This is a genomic window from Priestia megaterium, assembly GCF_046599315.1.
In the GTDB taxonomy this organism is placed as follows: Bacteria; Bacillota; Bacilli; order Bacillales; family Bacillaceae_H; genus Priestia; species Priestia megaterium_F.
Genome location: NZ_JBKIKC010000010.1, coordinates 39677 through 59852, shown reverse-complemented (window position 1 = coordinate 59852; position 20176 = coordinate 39677). Strand labels below are relative to the sequence as shown.

General features: G+C 32.6%; 19 protein-coding genes and 1 pseudogene. 9 read left to right on the top strand and 11 right to left on the bottom strand.

What is annotated here, in order from left to right; genetic code table 11:
- Window positions 1-474: 474 nt before the first annotated feature.
- The 4 genes from ACLHDF_RS22995 to ACLHDF_RS22980 all read right to left on the bottom strand — a co-directional run bounded on the left by ACLHDF_RS22995 (window position 475) and on the right by ACLHDF_RS22980 (window position 4899).
- Window positions 475-711: a helix-turn-helix domain-containing protein gene (locus tag ACLHDF_RS22995; protein WP_413920922.1), complete on the bottom strand. Its 237-nt coding sequence runs from the start codon at window positions 709-711 to the stop codon at window positions 475-477.
- 954 nt (window positions 712-1665) lie between these two features.
- The gene (locus ACLHDF_RS22990) at window positions 1666-2454 is read right to left on the bottom strand and encodes a plasmid stabilization protein (protein WP_413920921.1); all 789 of its coding nucleotides are present in this window, start codon (window positions 2452-2454) and stop codon (window positions 1666-1668) included.
- Window positions 2455-2563: 109 nt separating this feature from the next.
- On the bottom strand, window positions 2564-3865 hold the full coding sequence (locus ACLHDF_RS22985; protein WP_413920920.1) for a replication protein: 1302 nt from the start codon (window positions 3863-3865) through the stop codon (window positions 2564-2566).
- 458 nt (window positions 3866-4323) lie between these two features.
- On the bottom strand, window positions 4324-4899 hold the full coding sequence (locus ACLHDF_RS22980) for a MerR family transcriptional regulator (RefSeq protein WP_413920919.1): 576 nt from the start codon (window positions 4897-4899) through the stop codon (window positions 4324-4326).
- Between the two features lie 1261 nt (window positions 4900-6160).
- Between ACLHDF_RS22980 and ACLHDF_RS22975 the strand changes: the two genes are divergently transcribed.
- From ACLHDF_RS22975 to ACLHDF_RS22960, 4 genes are all read left to right on the top strand, one after another.
- Complete coding sequence (locus ACLHDF_RS22975; RefSeq protein WP_413920918.1) at window positions 6161-6391, top strand: hypothetical protein; 231 nt, start codon at window positions 6161-6163, stop codon at window positions 6389-6391.
- A 273-nt stretch (window positions 6392-6664) separates the two neighbouring features.
- On the top strand, window positions 6665-6832 hold the full coding sequence (locus ACLHDF_RS22970) for a hypothetical protein (protein WP_413920917.1): 168 nt from the start codon (window positions 6665-6667) through the stop codon (window positions 6830-6832).
- A 114-nt stretch (window positions 6833-6946) separates the two neighbouring features.
- Window positions 6947-7114 carry a hypothetical protein gene (locus ACLHDF_RS22965; protein ID WP_413920916.1) on the top strand — a complete coding sequence of 56 codons (168 nt, stop codon included), beginning with the start codon at window positions 6947-6949 and terminating at the stop codon, window positions 7112-7114.
- Between the two features lie 30 nt (window positions 7115-7144).
- A complete protein-coding gene (locus tag ACLHDF_RS22960) occupies window positions 7145-7471 on the top strand; it encodes a L,D-transpeptidase (RefSeq protein ID WP_413920915.1) in 327 nt (108 codons plus the stop codon).
- Between the two features lie 514 nt (window positions 7472-7985).
- On the opposite strand, the gene ACLHDF_RS22955 is transcribed toward ACLHDF_RS22960, so the two are convergent.
- From ACLHDF_RS22955 to ACLHDF_RS22935, 5 genes are all read right to left on the bottom strand, one after another.
- Window positions 7986-8972 (bottom strand): DUF3231 family protein, encoded by a 987-nt coding sequence (locus tag ACLHDF_RS22955; RefSeq protein ID WP_413920914.1) that lies wholly within the window; start codon window positions 8970-8972, stop codon window positions 7986-7988.
- A gap of 167 nt (window positions 8973-9139) precedes the next feature.
- Window positions 9140-10141, bottom strand: a complete 1002-nt coding sequence (locus ACLHDF_RS22950) for a DUF3231 family protein (protein WP_413920913.1) — start codon at window positions 10139-10141, stop codon at window positions 9140-9142.
- Window positions 10142-10544: 403 nt separating this feature from the next.
- The gene (locus tag ACLHDF_RS22945) at window positions 10545-11315 is read right to left on the bottom strand and encodes a Cof-type HAD-IIB family hydrolase (RefSeq protein WP_413920912.1); all 771 of its coding nucleotides are present in this window, start codon (window positions 11313-11315) and stop codon (window positions 10545-10547) included.
- Window positions 11316-11421: 106 nt separating this feature from the next.
- Window positions 11422-12369: a LacI family DNA-binding transcriptional regulator gene (locus ACLHDF_RS22940; RefSeq protein WP_413920911.1), complete on the bottom strand. Its 948-nt coding sequence runs from the start codon at window positions 12367-12369 to the stop codon at window positions 11422-11424.
- Between the two features lie 36 nt (window positions 12370-12405).
- Window positions 12406-12711 carry a hypothetical protein gene (locus tag ACLHDF_RS22935; protein ID WP_413920910.1) on the bottom strand — a complete coding sequence of 102 codons (306 nt, stop codon included), beginning with the start codon at window positions 12709-12711 and terminating at the stop codon, window positions 12406-12408.
- 815 nt (window positions 12712-13526) lie between these two features.
- On the opposite strand from ACLHDF_RS22935, the pseudogene ACLHDF_RS22930 reads away from it, so the two are divergent.
- From ACLHDF_RS22930 to ACLHDF_RS22915, 4 genes and pseudogenes are all read left to right on the top strand, one after another.
- Window positions 13527-13727 (top strand): annotated as a pseudogene (locus ACLHDF_RS22930) (KGG domain-containing protein); the annotation flags it as partial.
- A gap of 778 nt (window positions 13728-14505) precedes the next feature.
- Entirely contained in the window at window positions 14506-15693 is a 1188-nt protein-coding gene (locus ACLHDF_RS22925; RefSeq protein WP_413920909.1) for a cytochrome P450 family protein, read from the top strand.
- Window positions 15694-15869: 176 nt separating this feature from the next.
- Window positions 15870-16685 (top strand): MerR family transcriptional regulator, encoded by an 816-nt coding sequence (locus ACLHDF_RS22920; RefSeq protein ID WP_413920908.1) that lies wholly within the window; start codon window positions 15870-15872, stop codon window positions 16683-16685.
- A 541-nt stretch (window positions 16686-17226) separates the two neighbouring features.
- Window positions 17227-17940, top strand: a complete 714-nt coding sequence (locus tag ACLHDF_RS22915; RefSeq protein WP_413920907.1) for a DUF4386 domain-containing protein — start codon at window positions 17227-17229, stop codon at window positions 17938-17940.
- Between the two features lie 248 nt (window positions 17941-18188).
- Here ACLHDF_RS22915 and ACLHDF_RS22910 read toward each other — a convergent pair whose 3' ends face one another.
- Window positions 18189-18335, bottom strand: a complete 147-nt coding sequence (locus ACLHDF_RS22910) for a BH0509 family protein (protein ID WP_413920906.1) — start codon at window positions 18333-18335, stop codon at window positions 18189-18191.
- Window positions 18336-18912: 577 nt separating this feature from the next.
- Here ACLHDF_RS22910 and ACLHDF_RS22905 point away from each other — a divergent pair.
- The gene (locus tag ACLHDF_RS22905; RefSeq protein WP_413920905.1) at window positions 18913-19251 is read left to right on the top strand and encodes a hypothetical protein; all 339 of its coding nucleotides are present in this window, start codon (window positions 18913-18915) and stop codon (window positions 19249-19251) included.
- Window positions 19252-19388: 137 nt separating this feature from the next.
- Here the strand turns inward: ACLHDF_RS22905 and ACLHDF_RS22900 are convergent, their stop codons facing one another.
- Window positions 19389-20096 (bottom strand): class I SAM-dependent methyltransferase, encoded by a 708-nt coding sequence (locus tag ACLHDF_RS22900; RefSeq protein WP_413920904.1) that lies wholly within the window; start codon window positions 20094-20096, stop codon window positions 19389-19391.
- Between the last annotated feature and the right edge of the window lie 80 nt (window positions 20097-20176).

Here is a 20176-nt window from a genome sequence, read left to right as displayed (position 1 = left end):
CTTTTTATATTTAGATGTCTATAAACAATTGTGTTCGCGTGATGCTCCAAAGAATGTCATTGACGGATATAAGCCCATTAGATGAAAAGGAGAGGTTGAACCATATCTTTTTTATATCTCTATAGAATCACCCTTTTGGATTAGAATCCAACGTAATTAGTATTTAGAGCTCAGATTAGGCTCTATAAGGCGTTTTTCTTTTTAGAGGATTGGAAGAAGACGTTCTAGTAACAACCTGGAGAGCAAGCAGCTATTTTTTCTTCTGTTGTCCTACACACTTAAATCATTTCTAAATTATACAAGTAGTAAGTATTCGTGAAAAATATAAAATCTAGCTAAGAAGCAAAACTAAGGGAAAGCTTCTATTCTATAAGAATTATAATTAACCCAGAACTGAATATGAATACACATTTTTAAAATATAATCTAGGAAATTGGAACCCTACAAAAATGCCTGTTAGAATTAATGCGTTTATTAAATATCCCAAAAATCTTCACTCTTAATATTAGGATCTAGTCGTTTTAATTCTTTAATAATCTTACTTGCAGTTTTCAAATTAGGTACACGATCCTTATTTGTACTTAGGTGGCTGATAGTTGAGGTACTTAGTTTTGTTCTGTCAGCGAGAACAGATTGTGATACTCCATGTCTATCAAGCCATTTTCCAAACTTACTACGCTTTTTTCCTAATCCGAACCATTGTTCAACCAAAACTACCCCTCCTTTAACCCTTTTAATTTAATCTTGTACAAAAATCCCTTTTTATAAACTAATAAATAAAAATAAATTTTTTTAAGAAAAGGGAATTTTGTACAAGCCCCATATCATATCATTTATTAAGACATCAGTATAAGTTGTAATAAAAACTCATGAGATAACTTAGAATAATGTCGATATTTTTGTCATAAACATATAGCATGAATACAGTTAAGACCGCCTTATACACTAATACATAATGGGCGGTCTTTGTTATAGATATGCTATGAAATTAGGGATTTATTAAATTAAAAGGCCCGCATTATAGAATGCGAGCCCTTCAGCAAATAAGCCAAAATTAGAAACAGGGGATTAACGTAGTTAATCCTTAGGGTTATTGACTTGAAAAGTCTCTTTCATTGTATCAATATAGCAATTATTTTGAAATATGTAAAAGTCATCATTTTATTGGCTCTAAATGTAATCAAGCAAGGGATTTAGTTACAAATATTATTATTTATAGAATAGTAATATAAAACCTTTTATTGTTTCCTAGACGCTAACTTTTCTAAAAATCCCCTAAAATTATCAGCAACCCTTAAAGTAACTAGATCACGTTCATGTGATTCTTCGCAATCCAGAAAATTAAGAATAAGATTGATTTTATTTTAATGAAAGTTTAATTATAAATAATTTCCTCATGCCAGCGTTGCAATAGGAATTGATTTAGATATAAGCATGTTCTCACTATGAAAATTACTTCCCTGTTCCTCCAGAGATGCTTCGCAGCAACTTATACCATATTCGCATAAGGGTGTTCACTAAAATCTTTACTGCTACCCAAAAAACGTTCAATTGGGCACCTCTTACTGATTGCAGTTAATAGACTCGATTCCCAAGCTGCGCAACTATGATGTATTTTTTGAAAAGCTTAATAAGGGTGAAAAAATTGAACTCGAAAATAGCTATCTACTTTTGATATTCATAGACGACTGGAACTTTGTCCATTTTCACCGTTTTGGCGACAATGTAACGACGATAACCATCTTTTAAGATATTTGATCCTTTTTCAATGGTTAACGGCTCATCTAAGCGCCCTGTACGCTTCACAAAATCAATGACTTTTTGCGTTTTTTCAGGGTTTGGGCGTGTCTTTAGGAACTCTTCAGGCACGATAATGTCGTCAAAGCTCAAAAGATCCTGTGTCCCTTTTGGCTGATTTGGCATAGATTTCTTTTGAGGCGTAGCCTTTTCCTCTTGAACAGGATTTTCTTTCATTTTTTGCTGTACTATTTCTGCTTCTTTCTTCTTTTCGTTTGCTACAGATTGAGAAACAGATGCTTGCTCTTCTTCCTGTTTCTTGGATTCCGTCTTCTGTGGTGCCTCAGAAGACGCAGAAGCCTCTTGTTTAGGTTCCTTTTTCGCATCTGACTGATTCTTTTCTTTATCATTTTTGTTCGGGAGAACGGTAATTTGAAAACAAATCACCCCTACTTCACCAGGGCATTCATCAATCGGAATATCCAGCGTTGGTTCCCCTTGAATTAAAATCTTTTCATGCATGATGCTTTTCTTCGTGAGCCCTGTTTTATTAAAGGCTTTCTTTGCAACAAACACGGTATACGAAATAAACGTACTCTTCTTCAACCCTTTAGGCGCAGATGGTGACCCTTTTTCACGCATATCAAAGGCAACGTAGCGATCGTATTCTCGTAGTGGTCCTGTGGCTGATCCGGTTAACGTAATTTTATGTGGCATAATGTTCTCCTCCTGCGTAGATTTTTAGTTATTGTTTATTTAGAACACAGATCTAAATAAATATATTTTATTAAAACATCCGCTTCTAAGGAATTTCTACTTTTTTTGATTAGGAAGCTGTGTCTTTTAACTGATTATGATGGCGCAAACAGTCTTGTTCCTCAGGTGTTAAAGCTTGTCCTAAGTCTTGTTTTACCTGAGCTATCTCCAACAAACTATACGTGGAGCTGTGCTCCTCCAACAAGTTCTCTTCTTCTCGTGTTAGCTCTTGTCCCAAATCTTGCTTTAACTGAATCATTTCAAGCTGTTGATCCAAAGAAATCTCTGTTTCTTTTGTAGCTTCTTCTCGCTGCTGTTCAGCTTTCAACCAATTTGGAACGAGTTCCTTACGGATAATCCGTTTTGGTTTAGCCGATGTTGTTTCTTTGCTTTCGTTATGTATAACTTCTTGTTGATGTGCGTATACTGATGAATAATCCTGTCCTTTAGGGTTTACCAACTCATAGAATTGATTTTTCGCAATTTGATAGATTAATCGACACATATCCCGTAGGGATAAAGGAGTGCCTTGTTGATTGGCTTCATGTACATATTTATCTAATCCCACAATGGTTGAATACGCAATTTCATGTATTTGCTCTTTTTTAATCTCAGTCTCTGTATCTCGTTTTACAGCTTTTGCAGCATTTTGAATACGAGCATAGAAATCTTGTAGTTGATGTCCATACTTACCTGCGTAGACTTGATTGACTTTCTTAGGCACACCTTTGATATAGGTGAAGGCCTGTGAAACAGACATTAAATGATTATTTATATGATTTACAGGTAAATCAAGGTTAATAAAGGCATCAGGTGATTTATCGGCCTCTAAGCTTGGTGTATCAACGTTTTCAGTGCTTTCTGGATGCGTCACAGGACGTGTCACAGGAGTGGTCATTTCTTCTTGCTGAAGCGTTTGGATACCTGTTGTATCATGGGCAAAAAAGATTTCGTCGCAAATGTGCTGAAAGTTTTTATGGCTTTTAAGGATAAAGACATAACTGTCAGGATGAGTACCTGTTGCATCCTCTTTAATGTATCGTGCCACAAGTATAAAGGGTGTCGCTTTTAATGAGCGTACAAAACGAGAAACGGTACTTTTGGACACATTAAATTTCTTCATAAGCGTTTCAGAACGGATCGCTTGAATGCCTGTAGCCACTAGGTTATAGATGACGTGATCCAGCATTTCCATTCTCTTCTTAGGGAACTCTTTATGTATGGCTGATTGTTGTTGTTTAAAGTGGGTACGAAGACTTTCTAAAAACTCTTCTTTTCTTTTACGAAGTGTGGATTTGTTTTTCCATAACCATTTGAATCGTCCATTGAAGGTATCTACATCTTTTAAATAGCAGGTCAAGATCTTTGTCATTTGTTCATCGTCTCCTTTAAGGAACACAAAAAAGACACTGTTTCCCTCGAAAAAGGAAAACAATGCCTTGATTTTGATGAACTAAGCCCTTGAAATAGATGTCAATTTCATATAAAATAAAAACATAAGTTTTATTTTATAGAAAAACTAACTCTATTAACAAGAGACTTCGACAAGTGTTTTCCCTACCGCTTTTAGGGTGAACGGTTTAAGAGTGCTACCAACACTTCTTAAACAGTTGAAGTCTTTTTTCTATTCCGCACGTTTTTGTTAGTTTTATTATAGCGTTAATTAATCTCATAATTCAATAAAAATTAGTAATATATATCAAAAGAATTAATTTTACTTCTTTTACGAGTTAAAAATCCTATTGTTGAAGGAAGTAAGAAAAGATATATCTGAAAATTCAAACAAATAAAAACAGCTTCTAACTACTGATAAGTAATTAGAAGCTGTTTTTATTTGTTGAACATTCTTTTCCATATACTTTTTCCTTGTTCTTTTTGAATTTCAGTCATAGCTGAATGGATAGAATCTAATTTTTTAAGTAATTGATCATTCACTTCTTTTAAACGCTGATTATCTTGTTCAAGTTTGTTCATCTGCTCTTTTATCTCTATAACATCTTTTTTTTCTGCTAAATTTTCAGATGGAAGCGTTAATTGTTCTTTCTTTTCCATTTTTTTATCCATTTCTTCTATTTTTTTAGCAAGTAATAAAAATGCTTCTTTAAAGGAGTTTTCGTTTATATCTTCTTCATTTACATCCTTATCAATCACTTTTGTTTGTTCGTCACTCATTAAATTTGCTTTAATTAGTTCTTCACGAATCATTTCATTTGGTGCATGTTTTCCGAATTTCTCCTTTAGTTCAATAATCTTCTCAATTTTTTTATTTTCATCAGTGAATATGTACCTTATTCTACCAATTCTCTTGTGTCGTACTAATCCCACTTCGCACCAGTCGCGCAATTGATGATTTTCTATATTAAATTTTCTAGCAACTTCTGAAATAACCATTGTTTCTTCGCTCAAAATTATACCTCCTTTAAAAGTAATTTAATCTAACTGAGTTAGAAACTTCTTATATATAGTAGGTTTAGTGACTCAATTAAGTCTAACTTAATTGAGTCTGTGTTAATTAAACACGCCTTATTTAAAGCTTACCTCTCTTATTCTATCAGGTTTTATATTTAACTGAATTAATTTTATTATATTATATCCTGTTTAATTCAATTAAGTTTGAGATGAATCCTGTTTAAAAACTATAAATTAATGAAGTTATAGTGTCTTTTTTAGATATTATAATAGGTTTAATTAAAACGCAATTGAGTTCACCTAAATGCAACTTGTTTTTTGTGGTTTCCTAGTCTGAATTAATTTAGTTCAACAAAATCTTCATTAAGTTAAACTAAATTAATTTATCATATAGAATAGATCTTAAAGTTAATCTTAAGTTGAACTATAGAGCTTTTTCTAATGTAGGAAAAATCATTTAATTAAAAAATATTTAGATTCAAACTCTATGATTTGCTTTTTTATTAGATTTTCGGAAAAAGGAATCCTCTAGTAGGATTTAAACAGTATAGACTTATAACGTTGATTCAGTAGAACTTGAGTTCTCTACCTTAGATGTGTCTTCGCTTAATATTTATAACTTATTCAGACTCAATTGAGTCTGAATAAGTTTCGTTCATTTGAATAAAAATCACTTTAATAGAGCGAGATTTACTTGATATACTAAGTTTTGTATACGCCCAATAAGGATAAAAAAAGTTTAAATTAATTAGTTATCAATTGATTTGGAAAAGAATATAAACTTAATGGTTTTTATTTCAATACATAAACTTAATAAATTTTAATTGAGTTTAACTTCGTTTTTATTGAATTTAATTTAATTAAATTTAGTCTGAATCAGTTGTGAACAACTTGAACTAAAAAAAGGTGGAGATTAGTTTCTTGCGGAAGGGAAAAGCTAATCCAATTATTTGATTAGCTAATGGCTTAATACTAGAAATTGTAGTTGTTATGTGGTGAAGGTAATGAATTGTTTTCAAATTGAGAAGTAGTTCTCTTTGATTTTTATTAAAAAAACACAAATGAAACAGTAAACGTAGACGAAGCGACAAGTGATTCTGATACAGGCTCAACAGAGGAAATAGAGGCTTATGGATTAATTACCAAGTTGTATTCCGACTGACGAAAAATGAAAAGTAAAAAATGCAAAAGAATCAAAAACAAACAAGAAGATACACTTTTGGTAAATGAGTTAGAAAAACAATTTGTCTAAAAGAAAATGGAAAACTATGAAAAAGCAATCACGGTAGAATTTAAACATAAACGTCAAACGCAACAAGAAACGAACGAGTTAGAACGTGATATGAAGTACCAAGTGAAGGAGGAAAAAGCAGGTATGGAATCAAAAATTGCGATGAAAAAGGATGTAATTCAATCCAGTGATGAAAGCATTCAGCCCTATGAAGATGAACAGAAAAACTTACAAGATAAACGCCAAAAATTGAATTAGAAGCCACAAGATTTAGCCATGAGATGAAAAAACAGAGGGGGACGCAAAGGGGACTAAGGGTGAATGGATGGAATTAACAGGAAAATATTCGATCTAAAAAACGGTGTTTATGGGTGAAAAGGGGACGTAAAAGGGACATGAAGAGCTTTTTCTTGATATCACGGTTTCGCTAGGCTTTGCCTAGCCTATCACCCTATGTGATAGCAGAAACCCCTTATGCTCTTCTCTTTTTTGTAGTGGGGAACCACAATTTACAGGAAAGGAACGAATATCATGGATCTGTTTTTACAAGTTATCAATCTGATTGCTTTTGAAAAAATAGATGAAATCGCGAAAGAAATGAACATTTCTTCCCAAGAATTTTTAAAACTCAGCCTAAAAAGGAGGGAGGTACTGAGAGAGAGAAAGGATTATGACAAAGGAGGAAAAGAGAAATCATAAAATAAATTTATGAAATTTTTTGCACGGAATAATGGAGCACATTCTACAAAAAAAGAAATGCAGCACAAGAAATGGAACGTTAAAAAAAGCAAAAGTTTGAAGACGGAATGGAGGATGAGGGATCTTCTTTCTTCATACTGGGAAGGTAGTAGGAGGGAAGAAGCAGCAAGCAAAACAGCGAATCAAGGTTTAATCATCATTAACAAGTACTACAACAAGCTTGCATATTTTCATAATGGTTATATTGAAATCGTTGATTCAGTGGCAACGGGTAAAACGTGAGATAAAACGCCTGTTGGCTTTTTTAAAGTCGTGAACAAGATTAAAAATCGCCCTTACTATACAGGACACATTCCTGGGGGCGATCCTCGCAATCCATTAGGAAAACGTTGGTTAGGGTTAAATGCAAACGGTACGTATGGTGATACATACGGCATTCACGGCAATAACAATGAAAGTAGCATTGGAAAATATGTAAGTCAGGGTTGCGTGAGAATGCATAATACGGATATTGAAATGCTTTATGATAAAGTTCAAGTGGGTACACCGGTTGCGATTACTTATTCCTATAAGAGTTTTGGAGAGTTAACGAAAGTGTATGGATACAATTTTAAAGGTTATCGTATGGAAGGTAACTAACCAAAAAAAGAACATCCCCATGTGTGGACATGGGGATGTTCTTTTTTTGTCAAGGATAGAACTTTTGTATCTGCATCTGTATTATAGCATGTTTTAAACCAGAAATAAGTTATTAAATTAAATATTCTGAAATTAAATAAAAAAACTTATTTTTATGCAGAGTTTTTATAAGAGATGCTGGCTTATCAAGGTTTCTTACCTCTTTATTTGCTATTAGTATATTTTTCGATTGATTGGAACAAAATGTAATCAGAATGCTTTCCGACTTCTGCATTCGTAACACAATTTCTCTACCTCTTAGATGAGAAAAAACTACTGTTAGTGAGGGACAGTGGTTTTTTCTTTTTTTATTACATATGTTATTTATGTTTAGCTAACATAAAACATTTTTCCTGAGCCTCTCAAAAGAGAGAGTTCCCTCACTTTTTTGAATGTCAAGAGGTCTTCGTATAAAGACATTGTCAATTCCTTAATGCCTCTCCCGGCCCGCCTACCATTGACAACTGTGTAATCCCTACTTTGAAGATAAGTCTTCTCTATCCGCAGCTTCGGGTGGTGTTTCCATCCATCCGTTTTCTATCATGATATCGGCTGCGTCATTAACAAATCCTGATATATCCTTTAAAAAGTTAGCATACATTAGCGCTAAATCGCGTCTTCCGTTTACAGCTACTGAATTTCCAAAATTTCTTACTCTCATCGAAAACATATCCATTTTATGAAATACCATTAATTTATCGGAAAAAGGAGAAGATGTTGAAGTTGTTACTAAATGATCAATTAATTCCGGAGAAGGCAAGTTATCATCATGAAGTTTTTTTATATAACCTTCAATTGCTTTATAAGTAAGTTCTTCTCCTTTTATAAATAACTCTCGAATCTTTCTCGTTTTTGTAACTTGACTAAAAGCCATTACTAAGGCTTTGCTTGCCACGTTAGTCTCTAGATTATCGTATAAATGGGCAATTTCTAATGCATGTAAAGGTCGTACATCTCCAATAAAACCTTTCAAATAATTTTTGTGTGCTATATTTACTTTTTGTGGTGTCGGAATAATAGGCGATTTAATAACCCACCCTTTTTTTATTGAAATATCTTTGATATGTTCCCCCAATTTTATAGTTGATTCCATACAATGAAGGGAAAATTCCCTTATATCTTCTCTAAACATTAACGGTATTCCTACACTGTAAAGACTAAGTCCTACTTTAGTTACATATCTTAAATAATGCACATAGAACTCGTCCTCAAATAATTTTGGGGCATCAAGATTAACATCTTCTTTTGTAAAACCATGTGGAATAGGAATGTTCTCTTTTATGAAAGTATCTTTTATAGTACTCTGAAATTCTTTACTCAGGTTTAATGCATTTTCCAATAACTTCTTTATATCTTGGTCTTCAACATGTTGAAGAAAGTAACTTAGAATACATGTAGACATGCTATTACCCATATATGTAGCCCAAAGTTTACCCATTTCCGCAGAATTTAATTTTTCCATATAAAATCTCCTGAACTAATTTTTTCTTAGATTTACCATTAAAAGAATATATATTCTTCTAATCCCTAAACTTTAGCTTTTCCAGAAAAAATTATTTAAATAAATCTCAACCTGTTCATTGGTAAAGTAAGATACTCGATTAACGTCCTGATGTCTTTTTTTAAACTTTAATTATTAGGCAATTCCTTTCGATCATTTGCTTGAGGGGGTTTCTCTATCCACCCTCTTTCAATCATAATGTTTCCCCAACTTGTAGTAAGTTTTAAATCCCTTAGAATCGATGCTTCACAATGTGTTATTACATCTACCCTCATACTTGCAGCCATAGCATTGGAGTAATATACCATTGCTAAATTAAACATAAACCCGGCATGAAATAACATTAATTTATCTGAGAAAGGAGCTACTTTTGAATTTGTAACTTGGGTGTCTAATAACCCTGGAGAATGAAGGTTGTCTTCATGTAATATCGAAGAAAAAATACCAATATGTTTGTTGCACAAATTTAAAGCATCACCCATAAATTTATGTGCTTTTTTATCCTTAGTTACTTGCTGAAAACCAAGAATAATCCCCTTTGCTGCAATACTCTTTCTCAAATTAAAGTATATATTTGAAGCCTCCATCGTATTTAAAGGTCTTTTCCTCCCTAATATATCCATCGCATATCCTAAGTTCGTAATGAATTCACTATTTTGTGGCGTAGAATAATAAGGATCTCTTTCATAAATTCCCTTAGATAAGAGAATATCAATTGATTTATTATAAACGTCCATCGCATCAATATTACATTGATAGTAATGATTCCGTATATCTTTTCGAACTGAGCCACTAAACGACATACCATGTCCTGATAATCCATGAATTGTCATATCATGTATGTACTGTAGCCAAAAGGAATCTGTAAATAAAGAAGGGGCTTGCAGGTTTACATCTTTATCCGTGAAGCCATTTGGTAGAGGGAAGTTCTCGTTATTTAAAATCTTCGTTAGCACTTTAAGATGCTTTTCAGATAATCCTAAACAAAATTCGAAAAGGGATCGAATTTCGGAGTCTTTAACGGTTGATAATACGTACTTGCTAATACAAATTGCCATTGTTTCCCGAATATATTGTACCCACAGGCTTGTAATTTCTGAGGAAGTTAATCTACTGTCGTTTCTGCTCAAATTTGTTACCTCCGATAGGATATAAATACTACACAATAGATTATCCTAATATTTTACATTTATGCATCATGATAACAAATTGTATTCATAGTAAAGGCCACGCACTATTGAACTGCCCCCATTGCTAGACATAAAAATCTAATGAAGGTCTAAAAAGGTACACATTTTTAGACTATGTAGAATCATATATCAGAACGTCTATTTAGTGAATAAAATAAACCTTTATGTACGTATAAAAAGTAATTTACTTTTATATACGTATGTCATATTCAATTTTAGTTACCATAATGTTTTTTATGGGAATGACAAAATCCCTCCATTTTTAGTGGAGGGATTTTGTAGACATCTAAATATTTATATCTCTAATCCTTTTCTTTCTTGCGAATTACTTAGTATTCTCTTGTTATATTAATAATAGTTTTTTTAGAGCATTGTAAATTCCATGTTCGTTGCAACTATCTGTAATTAAATCTGCTTTCTCTTTAACTTCTGTTTCAGCATTTCCCATTGCAATCCCAATTCCTGAAAGTTCCATTAGTTCAATGTCGTTCATTCCATCGCCGAAAAAGATGATATCTTCTCGTTCGAATCCATTTTCTTTGGCGATTTTCAAAATGGTTTTTGCTTTTGAACCTTCTTTAGGAATGACATCTAAACCAAATTTGTGCCAACTCACATATCTGAATTCATCGATAGCATATTTTTGAAGATCTTCAGGCTTACAAAATAGCATAGCTTGAATAATGGAATTTTCCTTCCAATAGACTTCATCAAATTCAGGGATAGGCCATCCTAGATTGTCGTAGGCTTGAATTAACGACTCTCCAGGTATTTCGAAATGTCTTCTTAATCCTTTGGATGTTTGGAACACAATCTGGTCATTGTTTTCCTTTGCAATTTTAATTAATTTCATAATAGATTTAGTTGAAAATACTTTCTCATGCGCTAATTCATGACGAACATACCCAACTGACCCATTGCATAACACATAAGTTTCAATTTCAAGCTCGTCAACGATGGATTTTGCTGAGGTATAGTCCCTTCCGGTCGCTATCACTATCTCATGTCTTTTTTCTTTAAGAAATACTAAAGCTTGTTTTGTGCTATCTAGAAACTTCATTTCTGTCGTTAGTAATGTTCCATCAATGTCAAAAACAATAAATTTTTTATTCATTTTCGTTCACCACGTTAAGCTACTATTTTTTATTATTTTGTATACCAAGGATGCCGTTCTTTATAATAGAGCTTAAGGCCTTACCTCTACCACTAAAGATTGGTCTTTAAACAGAATCTCTTTCCAGAATTCGATAAGGTATTTTTACTTTTTCTTTAGATTTCTTTATTACTAAGCTACAAGCTTGTTCACCGACTTTCGTTAACTGGTGATCCACTGTAGAAATCCCCATACCGATACCAATTGGTTGATTTTCTTGACCGATGATTGCTATATCAGAAGGGATTTTCAAATGTTGCGACTTAGCGAATAAATACATACCACCAGCCACTTCATCTCCATTCGCATAAATAGCTGTTGGTCTTTTCGATAAATGCAGGAATTTCCTTGCTGCTTCATACCCGTCTTCTAAACAGTGACATTTTGATATATGATATTCAGGTTGGAGTTCACCAAAAATTTCAGAATAAGCATCAATCATTTGCTTTGTGCTATTGCTTTCTACCCTAGCCGTTGTGAAAGCTACCACATTGTGACCCTTGTTTTTTAATAATAGAAATGCATCTAGATAAGAGGAAAAACGGTCCATATAGGAACATCCAATTTCCTTGTGCTGCGTGTATTCACAAGATACGATTAAACCATAATCGCTATACGGAATGATTGTTTCCCAACCATTTGCTCTTGAAGTGATAATGATGCCATCATACAGTTTGCTTTTTAATTTTTGCAAATACTCCACTTCTTTTTCTTTACTATAATTTGAAGGAAGTACTGTAATCAAAAAATCATTCTTTAATGCCGTGTTCAGTATACCGTTTAATATTTGATCAAATGCTGGATTGTTGTTATATGGGAGAATAACACCTATTGTTCTTGTTTTTCCTCGAATTAAATCAATTGCATTTTTATTGGGTGTATAGTTCATTTCTTCAATAACTTTAAGAACAGATTCTCTTTTATCCCTAGCTACATACTTATAATTGTTAAGGACTCTTGAAACAGTGGAGACGGATACACCTGCTAATTTTGCAATATCGTTAATATTCGTCATCACATACCTCCCGCGTATATCAGTTATCAAAGAATCCTACCCATTTACATTGAATTTCTGGAAAGCTTTTATAAAGGAAAGAAGGTTTCCAGTGTATGCCCATTTTACCGTAATCCTGTGTTCTCCTATAATGAGTGTAGAACGTTCCACATCTTTCATCTCTCCTTCAAACCAGAAAGATTTTTCTATATTTATTAGTTTAGTACTTATTACATATAATCTTTTATTAGTTAAAAACAAATCTCCAAAGTAGATATTTTGCACTCTATCAAAGATCTCCAATAATACTGTAAGGGTAAACAATACATGCTCATCCTGTTGAAGTTTAATTTTTCTGTTCATCTTTCTTCGCCCCTCGTTGAAAATTAGCTTATTTTCACTCTAATTTATGAAATGGATTTCAAGTCAAGAGAAAAAATCAAACTAAATTCTAAACCAACTACAAGGGACCAGCTTAAACTTTGAAAAAGTAATAATCTATCTATATATTAAACTAAACTGTCAGTATGTTGAGTAAGAAACAAGTGTATTTTATTACCAGTAAGAGGAGGATAAAAAACTTATATATAAGTTAATTTTTTGCAATTAGTTATATGAGTAAAGAGTGTTCAATAAAGTATACATTGTTAGTTACCATGATGGATTTTATCGGAAGTAAAATAAATTTTATAAAAAATAATCATATTTCATGTTTTATTTTCAATGGGACGGGTAAAGTATTAAGATTGAAAGATCCTTTAAAATTGAATAAGTAAATAGCAACTTATCATCAGCATAAAAAAGCTCTCTAATCCTCATCTATTAGAGAGCTTTTTGCATATATAAGTTCTTGGTACTTCAAGCAAACCACTGTTATACTTTTTTAATAAACAATGTATCAGCAGTGCCACAAGATGTTTCATTTTCTATACATAAATAATATTCAGGATTCTCTATATACTGTCCTTTGTTGTTAACAGAATGTTCTTTATAGATACCCTCACATTAAAAGAAGAAGCTTATGAGGAAATATAATTAAGACTTTCTAAAAAAAGGGGGTTATAAAATAGAAAATAGGAACAGTTTCTCGATTATTAGGAAAACAAAAATAAATAGTTTAACTTCTTTTTAACGTGGAAGACAATAAACAAGTCAAAAATTATTAGGAGGAATGTAAAATGGCAACTAATAAAAATAATGACAAAATGAGCCGTGAAGAAGCTGGAAGAATGGGTGGAGAAGCAACAGCTAAAAACCATGATAAAGAATTTTATCAAGAGATTGGCGAAAAAGGCGGAGAAGCAACAGCCAAAAATCATGATAAAGAGTTTTACCAAGAAATTGGTGAAAAGGGTGGGAAATCCAACAACAAACGTAATAAAAACTAATTAATTGTCTATAAAATTGAGGCATAATTTAAATAAATAGAAAAAACTACTTCTGAGTTTTCAAGAAGTGATTTTTTCTATTTTTAGTCTGTATGCTTTATTCCTTTTTAGTTACCATAATCACTCTCTCCGGAATCCAAACCAAAAAGAATCCCTTGAAAATAAGGGACTTAAGAAAGGTTACGATTACGAATTAGGTAGCTTTTTATACATTTTTGACATAACCACGTTATGTAGCTAGTTGAAGGAAACGAGAATGTATAAAAAGCGCACCTTTTATACATATGCTTATTCCTGTAATAAAACGCTTTCATAAAGAAAATATGTTATAATTAGTTTGCTAAAACACACACATTTCATATCTAGTTTTATAAAAAGCTGCCTCTCCTGACGCTCCGAGGCAGCTTTTTATTTTGTTAACGATAATAAATACTTTAACATCTTGTAATAGATTTAAATATCTTGCCCGTAAAAAGTATACGTTTAAGGACGTTGGAGTTGAATAATAAGAAACTCGTCTGAGAAATTTTCACTAAAAGACGAAGTCTTTCCAATTTTGTATAGCAAACCAAAAATTTAATCTAATGGATACTTCTACAAAAAACAAGATTGACTCTCCTCTTAGGGTAGACATTAAACTTAAGTTATAAATTAATAGAAAGGGTGTTTGGATATGGATTGTATTATTTTGTGAGGTTCGTAAAAGTGTCTATCCAGAAATAAGGCAACTCGTTAGTACGATAGAGTTTAGAAAGGGAGGGCAATACTTATGGATATTAAATCGCTTGATTTATTTTCAAAACAGTTCCACCAAAACCCTTATGATTACTATAAGAAAATTCGGCCACACCAACCTTTTGCAAAAGTGAAGATGCTTAACGAAGGACACAGTACATGGATGGCTTTTACGTATAAGGCAGCAGAAGCCGTATTAAAAGATAATAGGTTTATAAAAGATATGCGGACCGTTTTTCCTGATGAAATGACAGATGAGAATTTACCGCCAATCGCTCAAAGTATGCTTTTTGTTGACCCGCCAGATCATCATCGTTTACGCAGCCTAGTACAAAGTGGGTTTACACCCAAAAGGATTGAGAAGTTAAGGGGGCGCATTGAAGAAATCGCAAGAGAACAAGCTAAGCTTATGAGTAACAAGGGAACAGTTGATTTTATCAACGCTTATGCGTTTCCGATTCCAATTAGAGTCATTTGTGAATTACTTGGTATTCCATCTGAAGATCAGCTTGATTTCCAGCGCTGGTCCAACGCATTGGTGGATATAAATGATGATTCTGAGTATGACAAAGTCAATGTGGAATTTATGACTTATTTGGAGAAATTGACAGAACAAAAGCGTGTTTTCCCCAGAGAAGATCTAATGTCTTATTTAATTCAAGCAGAGGAAGGAGGAGAACGGCTGACCGTAAGTGAATTGTATGGAGTTATCATGCTCCTTATCGTGGCAGGACATGAAACGACCGTTAATCTCATTGCTAACGGTCTATTGGCTCTGCTTACACATCCAGAGCAACTTGCGTTGTTAAAAGCTGACCCTTCCCTTGTGGCTCAGGCTATTGAGGAATTGCTACGTTTTAACGGACCGGTTGAGTTCAGTACAGACCGTTGGGCGAAAGAATCCTTTACGTTTATGGGCCAGCAGGTTGAGAAGGGGGATCACGTTATTGTTTCACTTGCCTCTGCGGATCATGATCCAGCAGTGTTTGCGAATCCTAATACTCTTGACATTACAAAAGAGAAAAGTCCACATCTTGCTTTTGGTAAAGGTATTCACTATTGTCTAGGTGCCCCACTAGCTCGACTAGAAGGAGAGATTGCTATTCAGGTTTTACTTGAGGAATACCCAAATCTTACTCTTGCAGCTGAACTGTCTGAGTTAGAATGGCGGCAAAGTCTTATAATTCGTGGTTTGAAACAGTTACCTATTAAGCTCTTTTAAGGAGATATGTTAGGATCAACCCAGTTGGAGATATTTATCAACTGGGTTGTGTCAGATTGTCACAATATAAATTTCAATGAACACCTACCTATATCTTCTAACTAGAGGAATTCTTATTTAAAACCTATCAATATAATAATTGCTATGACTAATTAGGATTTTATGCGAGGGGTAATATGAAAAAAAGGTCTAAACTATATTCCATAGGCGAAACTTCTAAACTTAAGAATTTATCCATTAAAGCTTTAAGATATTATCATAAAGAAAAAATCCTTATGCCTGCATACATTAATGAAAGTACTGGCTATAGATATTATTCTGCTGAACAATTTATCCATATTGATATTATTAAGGCTGGACGTCAATTGAATGTAAGTATTGAAGAAATGCGAAAAATTTTTTCTTCCGCAAATACTGAAGAATTGCTATTTTTCTTAGAGCAAAAGAAAAAGGATATTGATGCACAAATAAATCAATTAAACTCAGCTAAAAATAAAATCGATATTCTCAAGAAAAGAATCGATGATTCATTCAATATAATGAATGATGAAGATTTTAAAGTAACACATTTTCAAGAGCGTTACTTGATGACTACACCTTCTACTGAAGGAACAGAGTCCTCAGACTTATTAGATTATTCAACTTTAGATTGTTTAATGGAGAACTATAAAATAAAAAGCATTTATGAAGGTGGAACTCTATATTATATTGATGAAACAGGTCATCCAACACCGACATTTGTTTTTGAGTTAATAAATAAAGAGGATTATCTTAAAAATAAAGATTTGTTTTCTATCCTTCCCCTAGGAAATTACTTAACTTTATCCTACACAAATAAAAATCGAAATGAGAAAATGCTTCAATTAAAGAACTATATATTTGAAAACAAATTACATGTAATTCACTGTTTAGAATTATATCTATTTACCGATATTTTTGATGTAAATGCGTTTTCCTGTCAACTCCAGGTTTATATAAAGGAATACAATTAGGATTGGCCTTGTAGTTTTAACAAACATGCCATTTCTGAAGAACAGACGACCTTTTGGTCGTCTGTTTTTTAAAGTTGTTCTTAATAGTGACAAAAAGAACCTTTTTTAGTAGTGTATTTAAAATATAGATTATTATAATATGTAATATAAATAAAAAACTATAGCATTGCTGAAATATATAGATAATTTTATATTATTAATAAGTGTAATTATTAACGCAGTTTATTCAAAAATAGTTCAATATTTATCTACTTTGTAGAAAAAACGCATATAATTACAAGGGATTATTTCCATTCCTTTAAATATATGTATTCTTGTATAATTAATTAAGATTTAATGTAGAAAATAATAAATATTAACCCTATGAAAAGACTATCTTACAAGGGAGTTGGTCTTTTTATAAGCCTTTTATATGAACTTTGACAGTCATAATATCATAGCAGACAACCTACTTAATGATAACGTGAAAATAGCTGTTGTCATCGAGATAATTACGATATTAGTTTAGTTCAAAAAGAATGGTCAAAGGAGGGGATGAAAAGTGGATTCAAACAAAAAAGCAGCAAAAATGGTGGGGATATTGTTTATACTTGCAGCCGTCACAGCAATAATAGGTCTCATTTTATACGACCCTATCTTAAATGGTCCCGACTATCTTACTAATGGTTCTGAACATACCAACCAAGTGATAGTGGGAGCACTTATGGAGTTAATTCTTGTAGCATCAGCCATTGGTACTTCGACTATAATGTTTCCATTTTTAAGAAAGTATAACGAAACTATAGCTCTTTGGCATGTTTGCTTCAGATTTCTTGAAGCAGTGATTATTACCGTGGGTGTAATCAGCGTACTGTCCTTATTGACCTTAAGTCAAGCCTTTATAGCAACAGGAACTCAGGATACTGCCTCTTTTCAAGCTTCAGGAACTGTATTAAAAGCAATACACGATTGGACATTTTTACTTGGACCAAATATCATGCTAGGTATAAATACGATGATGTACAGTTATATATTTTATAGATCCAAACTTGTGCCTAGATTTATACCAATCTTAGGTATGATTGGAGCAACTCTTGTTTTTATAGCAGGCCTATTAGAAATGTTTGATGTATTTTCCCAACTTTCTGTTTGGGGTGCTATATTGTCCCTACCAGTAGCAGCTAATGAAATGATATTAGCAGTATGGCTCATCGTTAAAGGATTCAGTGAATCTGCACTTACTTCCTTGTCTGAAAAAAAGAAAGCTACGAGATAGTAGCGAACACATAATTAGCTTTATAAAGAACTATACGTAAACTAACGGTAGTTTAACAAACATTTATGGCTATAAATTTAAGGGTTATCGTATGAAAGGTAACTAAACTAAAAAGGAGCATCCTTATGAATTAAAACATAAGGATGCTCCTTTTTAGTTTGCATGATATTATTTATGAAAGTGATAAAATAATATCAGGAAATCCTAAATTATCAATTTTTCCTGATTTTTATCATTTTATAGTTGAATTACATATAATCATAAACAGAGTCATCAAAATAGAGCCAGTGATAATATTCAACCTGTGGATCTGTCATCTTCGAAATTTCTTCCTTATTGAATTTTTGGTACTCAATTAATTTCTGTTCTTTGGAATTTCTTTCTACTTGGCTCATCTTAAATCCTCCTTATAGTTTGAGAGTAACAAAGCATTTAAATATTGAAAGCGCTTTCTTTTTGTTCTTATTTTTATTATATATCTCAATGTGGGATTAAACAAATATCAAATATAGATGATTTTTTAGAAAATAATATAGAAATGTTATTCATCTACTCACTTTCAAGCAGTTAAAGAGGCAAGGTCTAATTACCATAGCCTGTGTTTTGTTAAGGGTTATGGATTGGATTCAATAAGTTGGACACAAAAAAAGTGGGGATTATGCTGATTTTCGGGTTTGACTAGCAAAAGCTTAGGGAGTCAGCTCAAGTAGGTGGATAGAAATTCTAGCCGAGAGAGGGAAACAAAGGGAGTTCGTCAGGAAGTAGTCTGTGTTGATTTCTATAGGGGCGGTCCCTTTTCTCTTTTGTCAGTAGTTTTGCTGTTTTTTGGATTGTATAAAGTATTCATTTCTAGTTACCATAATGTGAATTATAAGAAGCAAAACACAAAAATAGAATTTAATAATTATATCTCTCATAGAATAACTTAGTAATTTTATAGGGGCTACCAAAGGTTATGGGAGGTCAAAAATAGTGATTGAATTACTGGACAGGCTACTTATATGGCTGTTTCTCTTGTTTATAAGCATATTTTTAGTCCTTATTTCTATTTTCTTACCTATTACTATTCACGAACGTGAAGAGCTAGGAATAGCAATGTTTGGATATCCTGTTCCATTTGCTCAACAAGATTTAATGCAAGCAGGAGTAGATTATTTAGGAGACTATCCTTATAAGTTCACCATCGGCTTAGACTTTTTAGATCATCCTAGCAGAATTTACATCTACAAAATCCCCTTTCTTCTCTCAGTCATTGTTGTTTATGTAGGGTTATTAATTATAAGGTATCTACACAATCGATTTTTGTTTTAATTAATCTGAAGAATGACTATGTAGACTAAGTATGAGATATACAAAGTTAGTTAACATAATTACTGTTACCGGTAATTCTTTATCTCTTCCCACAAAAACAAGTCTCTCTCCATTAGAGAAAGACTTGTCGTGTATAGTTATAATTTATTTATAGTTAAAAGTTCTGTGGCTGCAGGAACAAAGCGAAATGTTGTATCTGTCGTTTTAACTACTGTGTTTTCGTCATTTAAAGCTTCTACTAATTCATCTAGATAAGGATATCGTTCATTTTTAAATCCTACTAACGGATAAATTCTAATCATACCGTCTTTTTTAGTTACTCGAATCATTTCTCGAATAGCTTGTAGATGAAAATCAAGATCAAACTGCTCCTGGTAAAGAAATAAGAAGTGATTACATAACACAAGCGAGAATGTCTCATCATCAAAAGGTAAATTAGGTAAAGTTCCAGCAATAAAACGGTTTTCTATAGAATTTTCTTTATAGTGATTTAAAAAGATTTTAAAAGAATTTTCTCTTATCTTATCGTGTTGCTCTAGGTTCTTATAAGAATCCCAAGAAAAGAACGACATATTTTTAGCCAGTTTTTCGGTGGCTTCTTTCATTTCTTTCTGTCCATGTAAGGTCATTTGCTCAACCGTTAAATCATAAAGAGGATCTACAGCAACAGCATCATAGCCTCTTTCGTTAGCCCCTGCTACAAATGAAGAAGCTCCAGCTGCAACATCTAAGATTTTTCCTTTTTTTAGACAATCGTCTTCTAGCAAAAACATCTTTTCGTACTCTCCATAAGACCTACATGTCATGGCTACTCCAACTTGCTCATAAAACTCTGCTTTACTCATCTAAACTCATCTCTCCTCTACTCAACTAAAACTAAAAGTTAGAAAAATCTAACAATTAAAATTTTACCTTTCATTATTTC